General features: G+C 53.6%; 15 protein-coding genes and 1 pseudogene. 3 read left to right on the top strand and 13 right to left on the bottom strand.

Going from position 1 to position 16,999, the window contains the following annotated elements; genetic code table 11:
- Window positions 1-3 precede the first annotated feature (3 nt).
- From ACIOWA_RS21225 to ACIOWA_RS21255, 7 genes and pseudogenes are all read right to left on the bottom strand, one after another.
- The gene (locus ACIOWA_RS21225) at window positions 4-756 is read right to left on the bottom strand and encodes an SDR family oxidoreductase (protein ID WP_073162415.1); all 753 of its coding nucleotides are present in this window, start codon (window positions 754-756) and stop codon (window positions 4-6) included.
- Complete coding sequence (locus ACIOWA_RS21230) at window positions 753-2,531, bottom strand: acetolactate synthase catalytic subunit (RefSeq protein ID WP_401161749.1); 1,779 nt, start codon at window positions 2,529-2,531, stop codon at window positions 753-755. Before ACIOWA_RS21230 ends, ACIOWA_RS21225 begins: the two co-directional genes overlap by 4 nt.
- Window positions 2,532-2,717: 186 nt before the next feature.
- Window positions 2,718-4,058, bottom strand: a complete 1,341-nt coding sequence (locus tag ACIOWA_RS21235; protein WP_401161751.1) for an MFS transporter — start codon at window positions 4,056-4,058, stop codon at window positions 2,718-2,720.
- Window positions 4,059-4,107: 49 nt separating this feature from the next.
- On the bottom strand, window positions 4,108-5,382 hold the full coding sequence (locus ACIOWA_RS21240; RefSeq protein ID WP_401161753.1) for an OprD family porin: 1,275 nt from the start codon (window positions 5,380-5,382) through the stop codon (window positions 4,108-4,110).
- A 74-nt stretch (window positions 5,383-5,456) separates the two neighbouring features.
- The gene (locus ACIOWA_RS21245; RefSeq protein ID WP_017138676.1) at window positions 5,457-5,957 is read right to left on the bottom strand and encodes a flavin reductase family protein; all 501 of its coding nucleotides are present in this window, start codon (window positions 5,955-5,957) and stop codon (window positions 5,457-5,459) included.
- A gap of 85 nt (window positions 5,958-6,042) precedes the next feature.
- Complete coding sequence (locus ACIOWA_RS21250; protein ID WP_401161772.1) at window positions 6,043-6,726, bottom strand: 4-hydroxyphenylacetate 3-hydroxylase C-terminal domain-containing protein; 684 nt, start codon at window positions 6,724-6,726, stop codon at window positions 6,043-6,045.
- A pseudogene (locus ACIOWA_RS21255) lies at window positions 6,712-7,509 on the bottom strand (4-hydroxyphenylacetate 3-hydroxylase N-terminal domain-containing protein); the annotation flags it as partial. The pseudogene ACIOWA_RS21255 and the gene ACIOWA_RS21250, both read right to left, overlap by 15 nt.
- 450 nt (window positions 7,510-7,959) lie before the next feature.
- On the opposite strand from ACIOWA_RS21255, the gene ACIOWA_RS21260 reads away from it, so the two are divergent.
- Complete coding sequence (locus ACIOWA_RS21260; protein WP_073162427.1) at window positions 7,960-8,637, top strand: GntR family transcriptional regulator; 678 nt, start codon at window positions 7,960-7,962, stop codon at window positions 8,635-8,637.
- An 18-nt stretch (window positions 8,638-8,655) separates the two neighbouring features.
- On the opposite strand, the gene ACIOWA_RS21265 is transcribed toward ACIOWA_RS21260, so the two are convergent.
- The 6 genes from ACIOWA_RS21265 to ACIOWA_RS21290 form a co-directional block, all read right to left on the bottom strand.
- Window positions 8,656-9,561 carry a transporter gene (locus ACIOWA_RS21265; RefSeq protein ID WP_401161756.1) on the bottom strand — a complete coding sequence of 302 codons (906 nt, stop codon included), beginning with the start codon at window positions 9,559-9,561 and terminating at the stop codon, window positions 8,656-8,658.
- A 59-nt stretch (window positions 9,562-9,620) separates the two neighbouring features.
- Window positions 9,621-10,157: a cupin domain-containing protein gene (locus ACIOWA_RS21270; RefSeq protein ID WP_401161758.1), complete on the bottom strand. Its 537-nt coding sequence runs from the start codon at window positions 10,155-10,157 to the stop codon at window positions 9,621-9,623.
- 50 nt (window positions 10,158-10,207) lie between these two features.
- Complete coding sequence (locus tag ACIOWA_RS21275; RefSeq protein WP_205928920.1) at window positions 10,208-11,320, bottom strand: alcohol dehydrogenase catalytic domain-containing protein; 1,113 nt, start codon at window positions 11,318-11,320, stop codon at window positions 10,208-10,210.
- A gap of 429 nt (window positions 11,321-11,749) precedes the next feature.
- Window positions 11,750-13,117, bottom strand: coding sequence for a glutamine synthetase family protein (locus tag ACIOWA_RS21280; RefSeq protein WP_401161760.1), 1,368 nt, complete (start codon window positions 13,115-13,117; stop codon window positions 11,750-11,752).
- A 70-nt stretch (window positions 13,118-13,187) separates the two neighbouring features.
- Entirely contained in the window at window positions 13,188-14,588 is a 1,401-nt protein-coding gene (locus ACIOWA_RS21285; RefSeq protein ID WP_401161762.1) for an aspartate aminotransferase family protein, read from the bottom strand.
- A gap of 242 nt (window positions 14,589-14,830) precedes the next feature.
- A complete protein-coding gene (locus ACIOWA_RS21290; protein ID WP_401161764.1) occupies window positions 14,831-15,616 on the bottom strand; it encodes an SDR family NAD(P)-dependent oxidoreductase in 786 nt (261 codons plus the stop codon).
- 96 nt (window positions 15,617-15,712) lie between these two features.
- Here ACIOWA_RS21290 and ACIOWA_RS21295 point away from each other — a divergent pair, with 96 nt between their 5' ends.
- Entirely contained in the window at window positions 15,713-16,618 is a 906-nt protein-coding gene (locus tag ACIOWA_RS21295) for a LysR family transcriptional regulator (protein WP_401161766.1), read from the top strand.
- A gap of 49 nt (window positions 16,619-16,667) precedes the next feature.
- Window positions 16,668-16,937, top strand: coding sequence for a hypothetical protein (locus tag ACIOWA_RS21300; RefSeq protein WP_401161768.1), 270 nt, complete (start codon window positions 16,668-16,670; stop codon window positions 16,935-16,937).
- Window positions 16,938-16,999 lie beyond the last annotated feature (62 nt).

Consider the following 16,999-nt stretch of genomic DNA (forward strand, 5'->3'; position numbering starts at 1 on the left):
CACTTAGAGCTGCGGGGCGCCATATGCCCCGTTCCAAACGGGTGAAATCACCAACTCGTTAACACAGACATGGCGCGGCATATTGGCGACAAACCTAACGGCAGCGGCGATATCCTCAGGTTTGAGCATCTTCGACAAAGCGGCCTCGGTGGGTGGCACTTTGCGGCGCGACATGGCAGGTGTTGCGACCTCCGCAGGAGACAGCGCACAGGCTCGGATACCGTGTTGGTATTCAGAAGCATTGAGGCTTGTAGTCAATGCGATCACCGCGGCCTTGGCCGCGCTATAGGACGGCCCTGGCTTAGCCGATACAAACCGACCAGCCCAAGAGGCGATGTTGATTACCAACCCGCTCTTAAGTGCTCGCATCGATGGGAGCACCGCGTCGATCGTGTAGTAGACGCCGTTCAAATTGATCTGCGTGACCTGATCGAAATCTGAACTGGAGAGTTCTCCCCATGCGCGAGCCGCCACGTTCATCCCAGCATTCGCCACTAGGATACTTACCGGCCCGTAGTCAGATTCGATTTGGGCTACAGCACTACGAACCGCATCGAAAGATGTCACATCAACGCTTACAGCAGCAGCGTTCGGACTTAGGGTGTGCAAGCGTTCTAGCGCTTGCGCAAGCGCAGCTTCACCCCTGGCAGAAATCACAACAAAATGCCCGTCTTGTACAAGTGCTTCCGCTATTGCAAGACCGATTCCGCTCGACGCCCCCGTTACCCAGCAAACAGTTCGATTCGTGCTGCTCATGACACACCCCCGACTTCCAGGAACTCATCGCTTCCTGGATTCACGTCACCGCAGAAAAGAGAGAGCGGCGGGAACGCGCGGGGATCAATCATGACGTCCAGCAAAGCAGGAACACCGGCGGCGAGTGCACGCTCCAACGCACCCGCCATTTCGGCAGGATCACTTACAGTTTCGGCCCAGCAGCCAACAGCCCGCGCAATACCCGCATGGTCTACTGCCTGGAATCTGCAGGCATTACTGTGCACGCCGTAATGCACATGCTCGGCATGAAGTTCATAGCCCAGAATGCTGTTATTCAAAACAATGAGAACCACAGGAATATTCATGCGCCGCGCTGTTTCAAGCTCCGACCAGCAGTGACCGAATCCACCATCGCCCTCAAGGGCGATCACTCGTGCATTCGGATGTGCCACCTTGGCACCCAGCGCCATTGGATAACCCCAGCCCAAACCTGCGAGCCCTCGTGGAGTCAGAAAGCGAGATCCCGCACGGCGGGACGTGAGGAAGCTAGTGACCCAATTGGTGGAGTAACTCGCGTCTGCCACCACGATGTCATCTGGGCGCAGAATCTTGTCCAGTTCGGCCATCAGCGCCTCCGGTCGAAGCGCCCCACTGCGACCACTACCTATTGCAACACGTGCTTCTCGCACACGCGGTCGAGCAGCTTCAATTTCTGCTTTGACCGCTGCAGTCCGTTCAGCGCCATGACTAAAGTCATGCGAGGCCAATGCCTGGATGAGCGAATCAACGGTGAGTCGCGCGTCGCCCAGTAAGCGCACGGAATCATAGTTGCGCCCGATTTCCATCGGGTCGATATCGATATGGACGATCGTCGCGCCGTTTGGAACAATTTTCCAAGTATCCGTCCCATTCTGATTGGTACGAGTACCTACCAGCAGAATCAGATCGGCGTCAGCCAGATGGTGGCCGAGCTCATGACCTGGTGTGCCAGGCCCCATGCAGTTGCCAAAGACGCCCAGAGACAGCGGGCCGTTTTCGTCGGCTGTCCCCTTGCCCATATTGGTTGTAGCAACGGGGATACCGCACAGCTCGCTCAAGCGATTGATGCTAGCCGTAGCTCCAGAGAGATGCACACCGCCACCGGCTACGATAATCGGTCGCTTGGCGCCTGCGATCAGCTTTGCAACGTGCTGCACAGCCTCCGGCGATGGAGCGAAGCGATCCAGTGGGAAATGCCCAAGATTGGAGGTGCGCGCCGGACTGGATGTAGCAGGCTTGCGCAGCAAATCCATTGGCAAAATAAGCACAGCAGGTCCTGGTCGGCCGCTGGATGCAGCAGTGAAGGCTTGGTCAATGTAATCGTCCAGTCGGCTGACCTCTGTCAGACGTCTAACCCATTTTGCACAAGACTGAAAAAGGGTGAGGTGGTCAAACTCTTGAAACGCGTTGCGGTCAGTCATGCCCATAGGCACGTCTTGAACGATCGCCACCATTGGAACTGATGCCTTCAATGCTTCCGCCAATGGCGCGACCAAGAGGGTCGCTGCCGGACCATTTTGTGCAGCCACTACACCCACTTTGCCACTCACACGAGCATAGGCATCAGCCATTGCACCGCCTGCGTTTTCGGTACGGTAGCCAACCTGACGGATACCATATTCATGAGCAATAACGAAGAAAGCGGCAGGAATGGCTTGACCGAACACATGAGTGACATCGTGACGGCGCAGTGCAGCGGCAAGGACGTGAGCGGCAGTGGTGTTGGATTCTGTTGCGGCAGCTTGAGACTTATCCGCTTCTTGGGATTGTTTCACTTCGACCTCCTGAGTGCATTGCCCTAAGGCATTTGTGCGGTCCGTGTAGACGAACCTTTTTATTGGAATGCTAGCATGCAAGCTAAGCCTATACGGTTAGCGAGTCAATGCTTGGTACGTGCTAATAACTGAATACGTCGCCGCCAAAACCATCGAATTGTTAGATATATACTTCCGGTGTAACTATCAAACAGCAGAAGGCGAGTCGATAGATTTCTTGACCCTTACCACTGCCGGGGACAGTGCAAATAGCGTGAGCACCGCGCCGGTCAGCCCCAACATCGCGATGCCGATAATTCCAAGGTTCAAGCTCCCGGTTACCGTCTTGATGTAGCCCAGAACCGGAGGACTAACGAAGCCTGCGACGTTACCCAGCGTGCTGATGAATGCGATCCCCAATGGGGCCGATTTACGATCCAGATATCCAGGCGGTAGTGACCAAATCAAAGGCCCGCTCGCCCCCGTGCCGAAACTCGCCACGGCGAAGAAGAACAGCATCCAGGGAAGCGTTTGAGCAATGGTTCCTGCCACTAAACCAAAGCTGATCAAACCAAAGCAAAACACGAGATGCCACCGTCGCTCACGTAACACGTCTGAGCTCCAGCTTAGTGCGATAGCCCCCACAAATCCGAAAAGCAGGGGAATCGCAGACAGGAAACCGACATCCACAAGGGAGTTCACACCAGAGTCCTTAACGATCGTGGGAAGCCAAAAAAACAACAGGTAGTTGCTGCATGCCGCGGTAAAGAACAGGTAAGCCACTAAATAGTTAACGGGGTTACAAAGAATGTTCCTCATAACGCCCTTGGAGTGCTGCTCCTCAGGGATTTCGTCCTTTGCCAGGTCTTCCTTCACCAGTCGTTTTTCATCATCCGTCAACCAGGTCGCGTCGTCGGGGCGATCACGCAGTACGAAAAAACATAGGATACCCAGCAAGCAAGCCGGCGCACCTTCGACGACGAACACCCATTTCCATCCTGATAGCCCTCCCACCCCGTCCATATAAGTGATGATCCAACCGCTCAATGGAGACGCAATAGAGCCAGCTACCGCGTTGGCAACAAAAATAACTGCCGTGACGCGAGCCCTCATAGATGAAGGAAACCAGAACGTAAGATAGAGAATGATGCCGGGTAGAAAGCCCGCCTCAAAAGCTCCCAGCAGCAGACGCAGGGTGATGAGGTGAGAAACGCTGGTAACAAATGCAGTGGCGACCGTCGCTAGCCCCCACAAGAACATGATGCGCAAAAAAGTCCGTCTGGCGCCCCATCTTGCTAACAGTGCATTACTCGGCATTTCACACAATGCATAGGTAATGAAGAAAGCACCGGCTGCAATCCCGAACCACGTAGCATTGATGCCAAGCTCCTCACTCATCTGCAGCTTGGTGAAGCCTAGATTGATTCGATCAATGAAGGCCACGCCGTAGCAGATAAACAAGAAAGGTATTATGCGCCACCAAATTTTGCGGTAAGCGGTTTTGCGCTTGATCGCTATTTCAAGCTGCAGCTCAGTTGACACGGTCATAACCTTCTCCACTTATTATTTTTAAATTGGGCTGGTACAAGTCGCGCTGCTACCAAAGGCTCATCGTGTAATCGATATTGATTCGCGTTTCATTGTCATCGCGCACGCTGGCTGCGCTAGAGAAGTCATTTCGGTATAGAGAGTGCCTTGCACGCACACTTACGCCTTTTAGGCTGCCTTGAAACGCGTAGCTGAGTTCAAGGTATCGCTCACTTTCAGTAAGACCTTGACCCCCGAGAGTGGGAAGCTCGATATTGGAGCCCTTGATGTATCGAGTGGTTGCTTTGAGACCCGGCATGCCGAATGAGGCGAAGTCATAGCTGTAAAGCGCCTGCCAAGAGCGTTCCTTGGGGTTGAGGAACTCAGAGCTAAGAAACCCCTCACTTACAACCAGCGGCTCAGTACCCGCCAAATAGGGCATCGCGGTATCACCATTAAGTTGCATGTATCCAGCACCGAAGCTTTGCGCACCGTAGGTATACGTGAACATGATCCCGGTATTCGTATTATCGACCTTACCTGCGCGCCCTTGGCCGCTTTCATCAGTCTGGTAAAACCGAAAATCCGTTTTCAGCTTGCCCCCGCCGACTTGCCAAAAATGCTCAAACCCGAGGTAGTTTTTCTGGCAGATATCCTCCAGCTCGGCATAGAAATACTTCAAGTTCAGCGCAGGGGTGATTTGGTAGTCCCCCCCCATGAAAATGAACTTGTCTGACTCTGCGGTGGGTATGAAGCGGCGGTTCGGTGAAGCCACTGACATTTTCTGGTAGTCAGTTGAGTCCCGATAGTTGATGCGATCCAGATACCCTGCATGCAGACTAAATTTATCAATGTCGGTGGATCGGATGTAGGCCCCTCGGAATGTCTGAGGAAGAAGCCTTGTTGGGCTGGCGAAAGCAATGGGGAGAAACGTTGAGATTGAGCCTACCTGCAGTTCGGTCTTCGATACCTTTGCTTTAGCGGTAAGGCCTAACTCTGAATATTCGTCAGGCGCTCTGCGGGTGACCGCATCTCGAGGTAAAAGCCCGGTACCAGAACGATCAGGCGACGAGTCCAGTTTGATGCCCATCATTCCAACTGCATCAAGCCCGAAGCCAACGACGCCAGGCGTGAACCCAGAGGTAAATCTCATTATCCCCCCCTGCGCCCACTCCCGAGCGGCACTCTGTGGGGTTGTTCCTTTGTAATCTCGATCAAAATAGTAGTTACGCAGCGTAACTGTGGCTTTGCTATCTTCAAAAAATCCCTGTGCGCTGGCAATGCCGCAAATCGAAAATGCGATGGGTAACGATGTCCACCCAAGAACGTTTTTATAATTGTTCATCTGACGCCCTATCTTGTTTTTATATTATTCATCGTTTCAGAATTTTGGCACCCATACTGATTTCAACCTTAAGGCTACGCCTCCAATGGAATGTGCTTCCCCCTCCAATGCAGTAAAGGGCCTTTGTCGAAGACACGACTTCTGAGAACCCGACCAATGAAAATTGTGTGATCCCCGCCGACGACCATTTCTTCTACCTCGCACTCCAGCCACGCCAGACAGTTGTCTATGAGCGGTAACCCGTGTAGGCCAGATGTGGATGAGACCGTCGCAAAACGATCTATTGGCTTGCAGAAATTTCTCGAAACATCCTCTTGATCAGAGGCGAGAATATTTATCGCGAAATACTTCGACCTCTGGAACTTCTGGAATGAAAAGGACTCGGTCGTAATGCTCCATTGAATCAGCGGAGGATTAAGAGAAAGAGAGCAAAAAGAACTAGCGGTCATTCCATATGGTCGCCCCTGCTCATCAAGAACCGAAACTACAGTTATTCCCGTGACAAATTGACCCACAGCGCCTCGGAATTCAGTTGTACTAACTCCAGGCGCCACTCCGATATTGAGCTGCGTCATATCCGACCTCGTATAATAAAGTCTTGGATTTTAAGTAAGTAGCTAGCTGCGGACACTTTTGCGCCCGCTTACAGTGTCATCACAGTCACGAGGCCGATTCTGGATTGCCCGCCAACTGCAACGCTTGGTTCACCAGGCGAATAGGATTCGGATCCTTGGAGTTCAGGTAGTTCATGGCAAGGTTTCGTACAGGGTCGCCAGCGTAATAACGCTCGTACTGCACAAGCCTCTGACCGAACGCCTCCCCTGCGAGATCCCAGGCCAACTTAAATAGCTTCACGCGTTCCAAGGACGGCATGCCATCAGCGCCTTGGTAGTAAGCATGCAGATCATCTGCAATTTCCGGCGCCTGGAAGTCCGCAGCGCTCGGCATCAGCATGAAGCCACCTGCACCGATCGTTTGCAGCACCTCAATCACCCGCGGATAGGCAGTAGGCAGCATGGTTCGAATGGCCTGTAGTGGTGCGAGATTAGGCTGGAGTGTTCCACGAGACGTCCACTGGGCCTCAACCTCTGCACGCACCAACGCACTCTTGACCTGCTCAATATAACCAAGGCATTCGCCCAACATTTGTTGAACGTGAAGGAATTGGTCAGCTTTGATGGAGCGCGCTACGGCCATCGCAAGCCCGACGGAAAACTGCATCTTAACCAATGCACGGGTATTGGTTTGATGTGCCGTGTGATTACGCACGCCGGTAGTGGCGTAGAGACGGTTAGAGAGCTCAACATTTCGGTAGCAGAAAACGCGCCCCCAAGGCACAAACACATTGTTGAATACCAGCAGAGAATCGTTTTCTTCAAAGCGCGTTGAAAGCGGGTGATCGAAGCTCGTGTGCCCCTCAACATAGTAAGGGTCGCGACAGATTTGTCGAAGGCCTTCTATGTGGGTCGGCACCGCAAATACCAACGCATGATCTTCGTCACCTGCTTTGAAGGATGGCAGGTTGTACATAACCATTTCGTCTGACACCGGCCCCAGCGTGGCAATCATCCGGGCTCCGCTTACGTAGATGCCTTCAGCACTTTCGCGTACAACCCGAAGGTGCATGTTGCCCATTTACGAAGACTGCTTAGAACGATCATTTTGCGGCGTAATCAGTGCATGACTTAAGAACAGATCATTGTCACGGATATATTCGTAGTAACGCTCGACGTTGTCAGCGTACTGCTGCCCACCCTCGGCGAAAGTATCGCGTGCCTCCCAGAACGCCAAGAGAGTTACGTTCATAAAATCAGGAGAGCGGCCCATTAGCCCAAAATTGGTTTCAGCCCACACTTTGTATGCTTCACGACGCTTAGTCAGATCCTCGACATTTTGCGCAGGATGAAACGCCATCCCCGCACGTTGTCCGGTGGAGGGGACGACATAAGTCACTTTATCTTGAAGCTCGGGATCATGCTGCGTGTCGTAAAGCTCGGCTAATTGCTTGACTGCGCCGCGGAATGCAGGGTGGGTCGTAACATCACTTACTTGAACCCCATTCACCCACACGTCGCGACGATTCTCTTTAAGGCCAGCTATAAACTCTTTACCTGAACGAATACCCATTGGACTTTCCTTATTTTTATTAAGTCGAACGAAACTCTGCCAAAAAAGGCCGGCCTTTGTGCATACACGTTATTTAGAGACATTGGCGCGCAATTAACTTGACGTTCGGGACTGCCTTGGAGGAAGTGGGATTTGGATAAGCACGTTTACGTAAGCGTCGTGCTCAAAGGTGGGCGGCGATTGAGCCGTAGCTAGGGCAGCTATATGGGGCAGTCGCAAGGCAATTCTCATACCTGAATACTCCGCGTGGCAGTTCATCTGCTTTTATATTTCTTGTTTGGCATGCTAGCATGCAAGCTATTGTTGTCAACCGGTTTACGCTCAGTTACTCGACCGTTGCTCGCCACGAAAGCCGTCCGGGATCTGAGTCCCTTGTAGATCAAGACTTTGCGCACTAAAGTGGACGAATGAGCATTCCCCCCTCGATTGCACCTTACCTACCGAAGACCTATGCACACGCCAAACAAAAAAGTCGCGATCTATCAAGAAATTTTGCAGCGCTTGCTCACCCGCCGTTATCGCTTTGGTGAAAAAATTTTCGTGAAGGAAATTGGTGAATCGACGGGAGTCAGTCGGCAGCCCATAATGACGGCCTTGAACAGCCTGCAAGAGCGGGGATTTGTTCAAATCATTGCGCAGGTTGGCTGCCAGGTGGTGCAACCAAGCCCGGACGAGGTTGCTGATTTCTATCGAATGTTCGCCAATACCGAAGGCCTGATCGCAAGCCTTGCAGCAGAGCGCGGAACGCCTATGGAGGTCGCAAGGCTTCAAGAGTTAAATGAACAGATCGCACGGATCAACCCAGCCCACAGTGATGCCTCGGAGAGCTATAGAAACCTGAACGTTGATTTCCACCGGCTTCTCCATGCGATGGCACGGTCACCTATCGTGTCGACACGGCAGATGGCCAATTTCGAGCTGTCAGACTTTTTCATTGTTCAAAGTTGTGGCTTTCAGGCGCACCTACATGACGTGACAGGCGAACATGATGAGATAATTGCAGCATTGAGCACTCGCAACCACAAACACTGTAAAACGGCGGCGATGGCGCACATTGAGAGCGTATCAAGGCATGTTATCGAGGCAATGCAACGCCTACACAGCGAGGAGATGGCTGCCACGGTGTGAGCCGTAGCAGCCTCATGCCTATAGTGGAAACGCAGCTTCCAGCCAGACTGAGTCACCCTGGGGACCATTTTTCACATTTGTTTCATGAAGCCATTTGAGCACCACACCGGTGTTCTGGTTGAATGAGTAAAACAGCTGAGGGCCCACACCCACCTTTTCCAGCCGATTGCCCCCAGGTAAGTTGTCGCCGCTGACATTGTCATCCGACATCTGCTTGGTGTAGTACCCAGCCAGACCAAACTGAAGTTTTGGCATAGAGGGAAAGCGATACCCCAATAAGTAGTCGACATTAAACACGTTGCCGGAGCGGTAGTCTGTATCCTTGTTTCGTTCATTGAACGAATAAGTGGGCGCCAGAGAAACTTCCCAGTCCGGATGCGGGAACCAAGTCAGCGCAAACTCTGAAATATAAGTTGTATAATTCGGCGTAGTGTTGGCCAAATCATTCTTGTCATAGCCTCCCAAGGGTTTGAAGACACTCACGCCGGCGAGCAGATGAAGATTAGGGGCGGGAGAGTAAAGCACGTTCAAAGGACTGATGTAGGTCTGCCGCATCCCCGTTTTAGAGTCAGACGCTCCTCCAGCCTTTATATTTACGTGCCCCCCAGTCCCAATAATTCCGCTTGTGAACCGAACACCTGATTCAGTTTGATAATCCCAGGTATGAACGAGACGTATCGCCTGAATATAATTTTCCAAATTAAACCCCGGAACACTTGAGCGCCCGGAGTTATCTTTGTAATTGCCAGCATGATAATAAACAGTATAACTATAGAACTCGGTATCGCCTGGACTTGGCATCAAAGCTGGTACAACGGTTTGCACACCCAACGGCCAGGTTGTATCACCCCGCTCCGTTGCCATGGCCAAATTCACTGCGCAAGTAGCAGCCACAGATACGCACAGACATGCATACGCTTTCATAAGCAATCTCACTTTTTTGTTATTGGATGTGGATTGTTCAAACTCCTAGACAGGAGCATTTATTGCTTATTGGTACCTACCAAGACAAACGCTAACGTGGCAGGAACATCACCCTGGTTTCTCCAAGCGTGAATATTCCCTTGTTGAATGATGACGTTATGCTTTTCTAGTTTCACTGTGACGCCATCGTCGAGTTCCAGCCAAATGGTACCTTCAAGCACGATGCCATAATCAACTGACGGGGTTGAGTGCATACCTGGTCGATCGGGATCAAAATGATCCACCATCCCTGTCAGATGCTCTTGTTGCTCGGCAAAGGCTGCCTGATGACTGAAATCCGGATGAGCAAAAATCGAGTCAGGAGGAAAGGTGACAATTTCAAGCCTCGTTTCCCCAGGCCCGGGAACAAACGAACTGCTCAGCGAGATTGTTTCATCTTTACCAGTAGAGAGTTGCTCTGATGCTGTCGTCGCCCAAACCAAGGAGGTAGAAAATCCAGGTACATGTTCGTAGTTATGAGAGCGTGGTACCGGACCATCGTTCAGAACAACCGAACGGCCATCGACCGTCCCCACCACTAAACGTCTAATTGTCATAGATCACCTCTGAAATAAGACTGGCGCAGCTCAATGCCGCGCCAGTTCGATTAACGGCCCGGCGTTACAACAACGTTCGTGAAGCCACCCTTACGGTTTTCCAAGGCGTCCAGAGCGTTATTCACTTCAGATAGGGGGAAAACCTCCTGATCAAATTTTGTCAAATCGAGCGTGCCGGCAGCGGCCATCTCTGCCATGTCCTGACCTTCTGCAACTGTGAACCATAGCGAACCGATGATGCTGATCTGATAGCACATCAGCTGGAACATTGGCACAGGCAAGTCCTCAGACATGCCCCCAATGTCGACCATACGCCCTCCCCTACGGAGCGATTTGATCCCGTCGACGGTGATTTGATGGGGGGCTCCAGGACCGACTGCATCGATGAAGACGTCAGCACCCAGCTCTTGGGTATGCTCGCGAACCCATTCATCAACAGGCTGCTCTCCGAGAGACAGTACGTGCACACGAGACGGATCCAGCTGACGGACTCTTTCGAGCAGTTCGCGGTTACGGGCCATGCCGAGCACTTTCGTTGCTCCCATGGCCAACGCGAGCATCACTGCTCCAACCCCTAACGTTCCTGAAGCGCCATTGATCAAGACTGTCTGCCCAGAACCTACATTCGCCTTGCGCAATGCAGAGTAAGCAGTGCCGAGATAACCGAAACGACAGCCTTGTTCAAAACTGATGGATTCCGGGAGCTTAACAAGCCCGCTGACAGGCGCAGTCATGAACTCGCAGAAGCCACCATAAGGGTAATCTTCAAACACTCGTTGCGAGCCAGCACCGAAACCAAAATACCCTTGGAAGGTGAATGCGGTGCAGTTGAGGTGCTGACCTCGCAGGCACGCGTGGCAAGACCCACAGCTTCGGCCTGGGTTGACGTACACACGATCGCCGGGCTTAACCGAGTGCACTTGGCTACCTACTGCCTTGACTACCCCGGAGGCATCTAATCCATAGATGGCTGGTAATTTAGGCAGGGGTAGGTAGGGGAACCACTCAGGATAACGCTCGATAACGTTACGCAGGTTAGGGACAACGTTGCAGGCTTTAACGTGCACTAACACGTCCGTTGGCCCAATGGCAGGAATATCGATTTCGTCGATCACAAAGGTCGGGCCGACATTGTGAAGTCGAGCTGCTTGCATTTTGCCCATGATTTTATCCTTATTAGGTGAGCACACACATGTACTCCTGCTAGCCACAGAAGGAGCTGTAGGTTGGTACGAGACTGATATGAGTCGTTCGGAGACAAGCCCAGAGCGCTAGGGCCGTTGATCTGGGGGGCGCATTCGCGCCTTGGGGATGTTTGCTGCGCAAGCCAATGGAACGTCGGTATACGTTTTCATTAGGGGCATCTTCAATTTGTTGTTATGCCCAAATACTGCACCTTTGAATGCTAGCATGCAAGATCAATTTCAGCCTTTTCTCACCCTTATCGTCTGCGCGATTGAATCCGAGCCGCGGGCATTCGGCCTGCGGCTCATAATGATGAGTTACTGTCAAATGCACAGGATGTGCTGTGCGCATCTTAGTTGTCAGCTACTCTCCAGCGGTCCATTTTAAGGCCTCTGACGGGCCAACACTCATGCGTGAGTCAGGTACCATCGCCAATCCTGCTCTCCGACTTCCGCATTGAATTGACGGAACTCGCGCCATTTGATCGCCAGATACACCTTTAGGAATTCGGCGCCCAGCGCTTCGCGTGCCCATGTTGAATCCTGCAAGGCCTGCAACGCGGTCAGCCAGTCGGTGGGTAGAAAATCGGTGGCCTGTTCATACCCATTGCCCACAATCGCCGGGCCGGGATCGTTTTGATGGGTGATGCCGTAGTGAATGCCCGCCAGTAATGCGGCGGCGGCAAGGTACGGGTTGGCATCGGCACCGCAAATGCGGTGTTCGATATGCCGGCTTATTGCGGGGCCACCGGGCACGCGAAACGACACCGTACGATTGTTGACGCCCCAACTTTTGGCCAGCGGCGCGTAACTACCGGTCTGGAATCGGCGGTATGAGTTGGCATGGGGGCAAAATATCGCCAGCGAGTCAAACAAGGTTGCCATCATCCCGCCAATGGAGTGACGCAACAGCGGCGTGCCCTGCGGGTCTTCGCTCGCATACAGGTTGTTACCCTCCTCGTCGGCCAGGCTGACGTGCAAATGCATACCGCTACCGGCCTGATCGCTGAATGGCTTGGCCATGAAGCACGCTTGCAGCCCATGTTTATGGGCGACACCTTTGACCAGGCGTTTGTAGCGTACGCCTTCATCAATGGCCTGGAGTGCGTCGAAACGATGTTCCAGCGTCAACTCGACTTGGCCTGGCGCGTATTCGGAGATCGCCGTCCTAACTGGCAGGCCCTGTAGCGCGCACGCCGCGTAGAGGTCATCAAAAAACGGTTGAAGCTGCTCCAACTCGTAGACGCCATAAACCTGCGGAGCCTGAGGACGCACGCCATTTGTCTGCAACGCTGGCTGCGGCCGACCATTGGCATCGCGTTGCTGGTCCAGCAAGTAAAACTCCAGTTCAACGGCCATAACCGGATGGAATCCATCAGCTTTCAGCCGTTCGATGGTGTGCACCAGTACGTGTCGCGGGTCGGCCGGTGAGGCGGGAATACCTTGGGTCGGGTGCATGCTCACCTGCACTTGACCTGTGGGATGGGTGCGCCAGGGTTGCAATGTGAGGCTTCCCGCCAAGGGGTATGTCCAACAATCGGCATCCGCGACATCCCAGACCAGGCCAGTCTCGTCTACGTCTTCCCCCTGCACGGTCAAGGCGAGAATAGAACTTGGCAGCGGCCGGCCGTTTTCGTAGATCGCCAGTAGTTCGTCGCGATGCAGCAGTTTGCCTCGTGGAACACCATTCGCGTCGATAAGGAGCAACTCGATGCTCCGCACTTCAGGGTGGGCGGCCAGATAATCCTCGGCCTCTTTTTTATCAGCAAATTGCATGTTAAACCTCTTCGCGCTCATTCAAGCGACTGGGCAGTAGTTAAGAGCAATGGGGTCTTCAGGCGTGCAGTTATGAAGAGACAACTCGCGCGCCAGGTAGGGCAAGCAGGGTGGTCAGCGCGTTATCCAGCTCACCGATCAGCCTGTCGATATCCGCCTCACTTGTTTGCGGACAGCACAGGGTCATGTTGTGAAATGGCGTGATCAGGATGCCGCGATTGATCAGATAGAGATGCAGGGCCATTTGAAGGCTGTCATGAAAAGCCGCCTCGGCTTGCGCGCCGGTCCTGGGCGAGGTGGCACAGAATTGAAACTCACAACGAGCCCCAAGCTCGGTGACGGACCAGTTCAGTTGGTGCCGCTTGAACAACGCTCGAAATCCCTGGGCCAGCCTTGAGGCCAAGGGCAGCATGTGCTGGTACGCAGACTCGGTCATGACCTCTTCGAGACTGACTCGCATGCAACGCATCGCGAGTGCGTTGGCGGACAGCGTCGTTCCCATGCCACTGTGGCCATGCCCGCCGCTCTCCTCGCTAATGGTTTTCTGCGCGGCGTGCATGGCCCATGCGACGGGCTCGGTCATGCCAAAGACTGCGCAAGGCACGCCACCTGCGATGGGTTTACCCACCACGAAAAAGTCGGGTTTCAAATCCCATTGGCGCGTGCACCCACCGATGCCGGTCGAAATAGTGTGGGTCTCGTCAATGATCAACAGGCTGCCATGTTTACGCGTCAACTCGCGGCACTTTTGCATGAACCCCGGATCGGGCAGGACCATGCCTATATTCGTCATCGCCGGCTCGCACATCAGCGCGCACACGTCGCCCTGCGCTAAAGCAGCCTCCAGTGCCGCGACATCGTTAAAGGGGATGGATCGACTGTATTGGGTCAAGTCGTAGGCTTGCCCCACGAGGCCCGAACGGTGCACGGTATTGCCCTCTCGGTACCGGACCATCACGTCATCGACGGTGCCGTGATAACAGCCGTCGAACACCAGCAGAACCTTGCGCTGGGTGATAGCGCGCGCCCAGCGCAGCACATAACGATTGGCGTCGGTCGCGTTGGCGGTGACTTGCCAATAAGGCAGCTCAAACTGCTGGGCCAACAACTCTGCGCAGACCACCGCGTCTTCGCCAGGCAGCATCGTGGTCAAGCCATTGCTCGCCTGCTCGGCGATGGCGCGGGCTATAGGATCAGGTGAATGGCCAAACATCGTGCCGGTGTCGCCGAGGCAAAAGTCTATGTATTCATGACCGTCAACATCGGTGAAGCGTGCCCCTTTGGCACGGAGGACGAAGAGCGGCGAAGGCATCGACCAATCGCTCATCCAGTGCATGGGAACACCGTTGAACAGCGCCCCCTTGGCACGTTTGGCCAGCGCCATTGACGTCGGGTTGTTTTCTATAAAACGGGCACGCTCGGCTGCGGTAAATGCAGCAATCGCTGATTCACTAACTCCACTTTTCGACATGGTCAAAACCTATATTAAATATCAAACTAATTAAAAAATGTTGCTGAATGACAGCCGAGTACAGCTCAAAGAACTCACCTGTTCTTTGATACATTGCGCTTTAGGAGTAGCGGTTATAGTCCTCCACTCAGGATCATTCGCTGATCGTGCTGGAGAGCATTCAAACTTAAGCGCCAGTTGGAGGAGTTAAACACTCTGTTTTACTTCCGGCCAAAAGAGAATAAACCGTCTGCATCTTGGCCTCAGCCGTGAGGGGCCTTGTTCTCGATCAAACAGTTCCCGCCATCCACCACGAGGACTTCACCCGTGATGTAACTGGCGTCAGGCGAAGACAGAAACGCAACTGCAGCGGCCACTTCGCGGGGGCTGCCTGCTCTCCCGATCGGGGTAAAGCGCCCCGCTTCTGCTTCAACAGGCGTGGATGACCCGGTGGTGATCCATCCGGGCGCCACGCTGTTGACGGTAACCCCCTGCCTGGCGACCTCAAGTGCAAGTCCCATGCTCATACCAACCATCGCGGCCTTGGCCGCGCTATAACCGGCTTCTCCCGGATTGCTTCCCCTAGTGCCCGTGGTGGAACTGATATTGACAATGCGTCCGTAACTTCGCGCCCTCATACCGGGCAGAACGGCCCGAGTCAGAAGAAAAGCGGTCGTTAAATTCCTGGCCATTGAAAGATTCCAGTCATGCAGTTCCATCGTTACCAATTCCGAGAAAACCTCCGGGCTTCCTTGCATGGCCATACCGGCATTGTTCACCAGAATATCGACCCGCCCCCAGACTGACTCTGCCCATAGGCTGAATTCACGTACCTGACGTTCATCAGTGAGGTCAGTTGGCCGGCCTTCAACTTCAAATCCTTCGGCGCGCAGCTCGTTAACTCTATCCGCGATGCGGTTGCTGCTGGCAGTTACGATCAACTTCGCCCCGGACGTCCCGAGCCTTCGAGCAATAGCCATACCGATCCCAGACTCACTCCCGGCACCACTGATAAGCGCCACATGCCCCCTCAATTCCATACCCGACATGGCGTACCCCACATATTTAATTTGAAAGAGAGTAGAAGCTAGGCCAACAAACCTGATACATAAAGACGACCATTATCAGAAAAACTGACGACCCTTATGGCGTTTACCAGTGAGTCACTTAGAATTTTCCTCTCTGTCATCGATAGCGGATCCTTTTCGGCGGCCGCTCGAAAACTAGGCCGGGTACCCTCAGCCGTCAACATGGCGGTGTCGCAGCTTGAAGCAGAGCTGGATTTGTTGCTTTTTGACCGATCAACCCGCAAGGCCATTCCTACGGCAGTCGCCAAGGCACTGGAGCCCCAGGCGCGACAGGTTGCCAGCCAGTTGAATCTGCTGGACGCCCATGCACTCCAGCTTCATCAAGGATTGGAGGGGCGGTTGGTCCTTGCGATGGCGCCAGAGTTGCAAACAGGCATATGGAATCGTCCGCTGTCCATTATCGCCAGGGAGTTTCCTACGCTGGAAATCGAAATCCGCTCCGCGTCCCATCCAGAGGCGATGCGCATGCTCCATGAAGGGCGCGTGCAATTGGCACTGGGATTCGAACGCCCTGGGCTTGACGAGCGCGAGACGTTTCTTGAAGCGGGGAGCCAATTGTTAGTAGCGGTTGCTGCTCCAGATCACCCTGCGGCTGACGGTAAGAAAAGCCCCTTAAGTGAAGAGCAACTGGTCAACGTTCGGCAGATCATCGTTGCTACTGGTGGACCTGCAGACTCTGACCCACGTGTTGTGCTGTCGCGGCGGATTTGGCACAGCGACAATTATCTGGCCACGCTGGACTTAGTGCAGCAAGGATTGGGTTGGGCTTATCTTCCACAACCGCTAGTACACCCTCTCATCACGTCGGGCGCATTGACGGAGGTGGTCTTTGACTACATGCCGAGTCAGATGCGGTTATGGGTCGATATCATCTGGGTAAAAAACCGGCCCCTGGGGCTGGGCGCGCTTCGTTACCTGAGCCTGATGCGCGAAATTGCCGAGGGCGAGCCTCGGCGTGTTTGATGAGTAAAAATCAATGGCCCACCTATTCGATAGCAAATAGGTTGCCGAGATGTTTGACCGTCTTGTCAATTACGAAGATTTTTACCTTCGGGCGACCCTGATCAAGGAAATAACCGGCGAGCTGTTTAATGCCGGCGTACGTGCGCTGTTGAACGAGCTCTATTTTTTGACACACGTCGTTGACCAGCTACGGGAAGATTTTCCGCTGAGTAAAGGGACGACATGCTTAGGCTTCCAGCGGCGTCCAAATGCAGACCGACGGTTGACTCACAAGAGCAACTATTCGCGAGATTGTCAGAAATTTTGTGTTCGGGCATAACATGTTGAAAAGGAGCATGTATGCCGACCAAAAAGAAACCGGCCTCGGAGGCCAAACCCCAG

The sequence above is a fragment of the Pseudomonas sp. NPDC087614 genome, assembly GCF_044743485.1.
GTDB classification, from domain to species: domain Bacteria; phylum Pseudomonadota; class Gammaproteobacteria; order Pseudomonadales; family Pseudomonadaceae; genus Aquipseudomonas; species Aquipseudomonas baetica_A.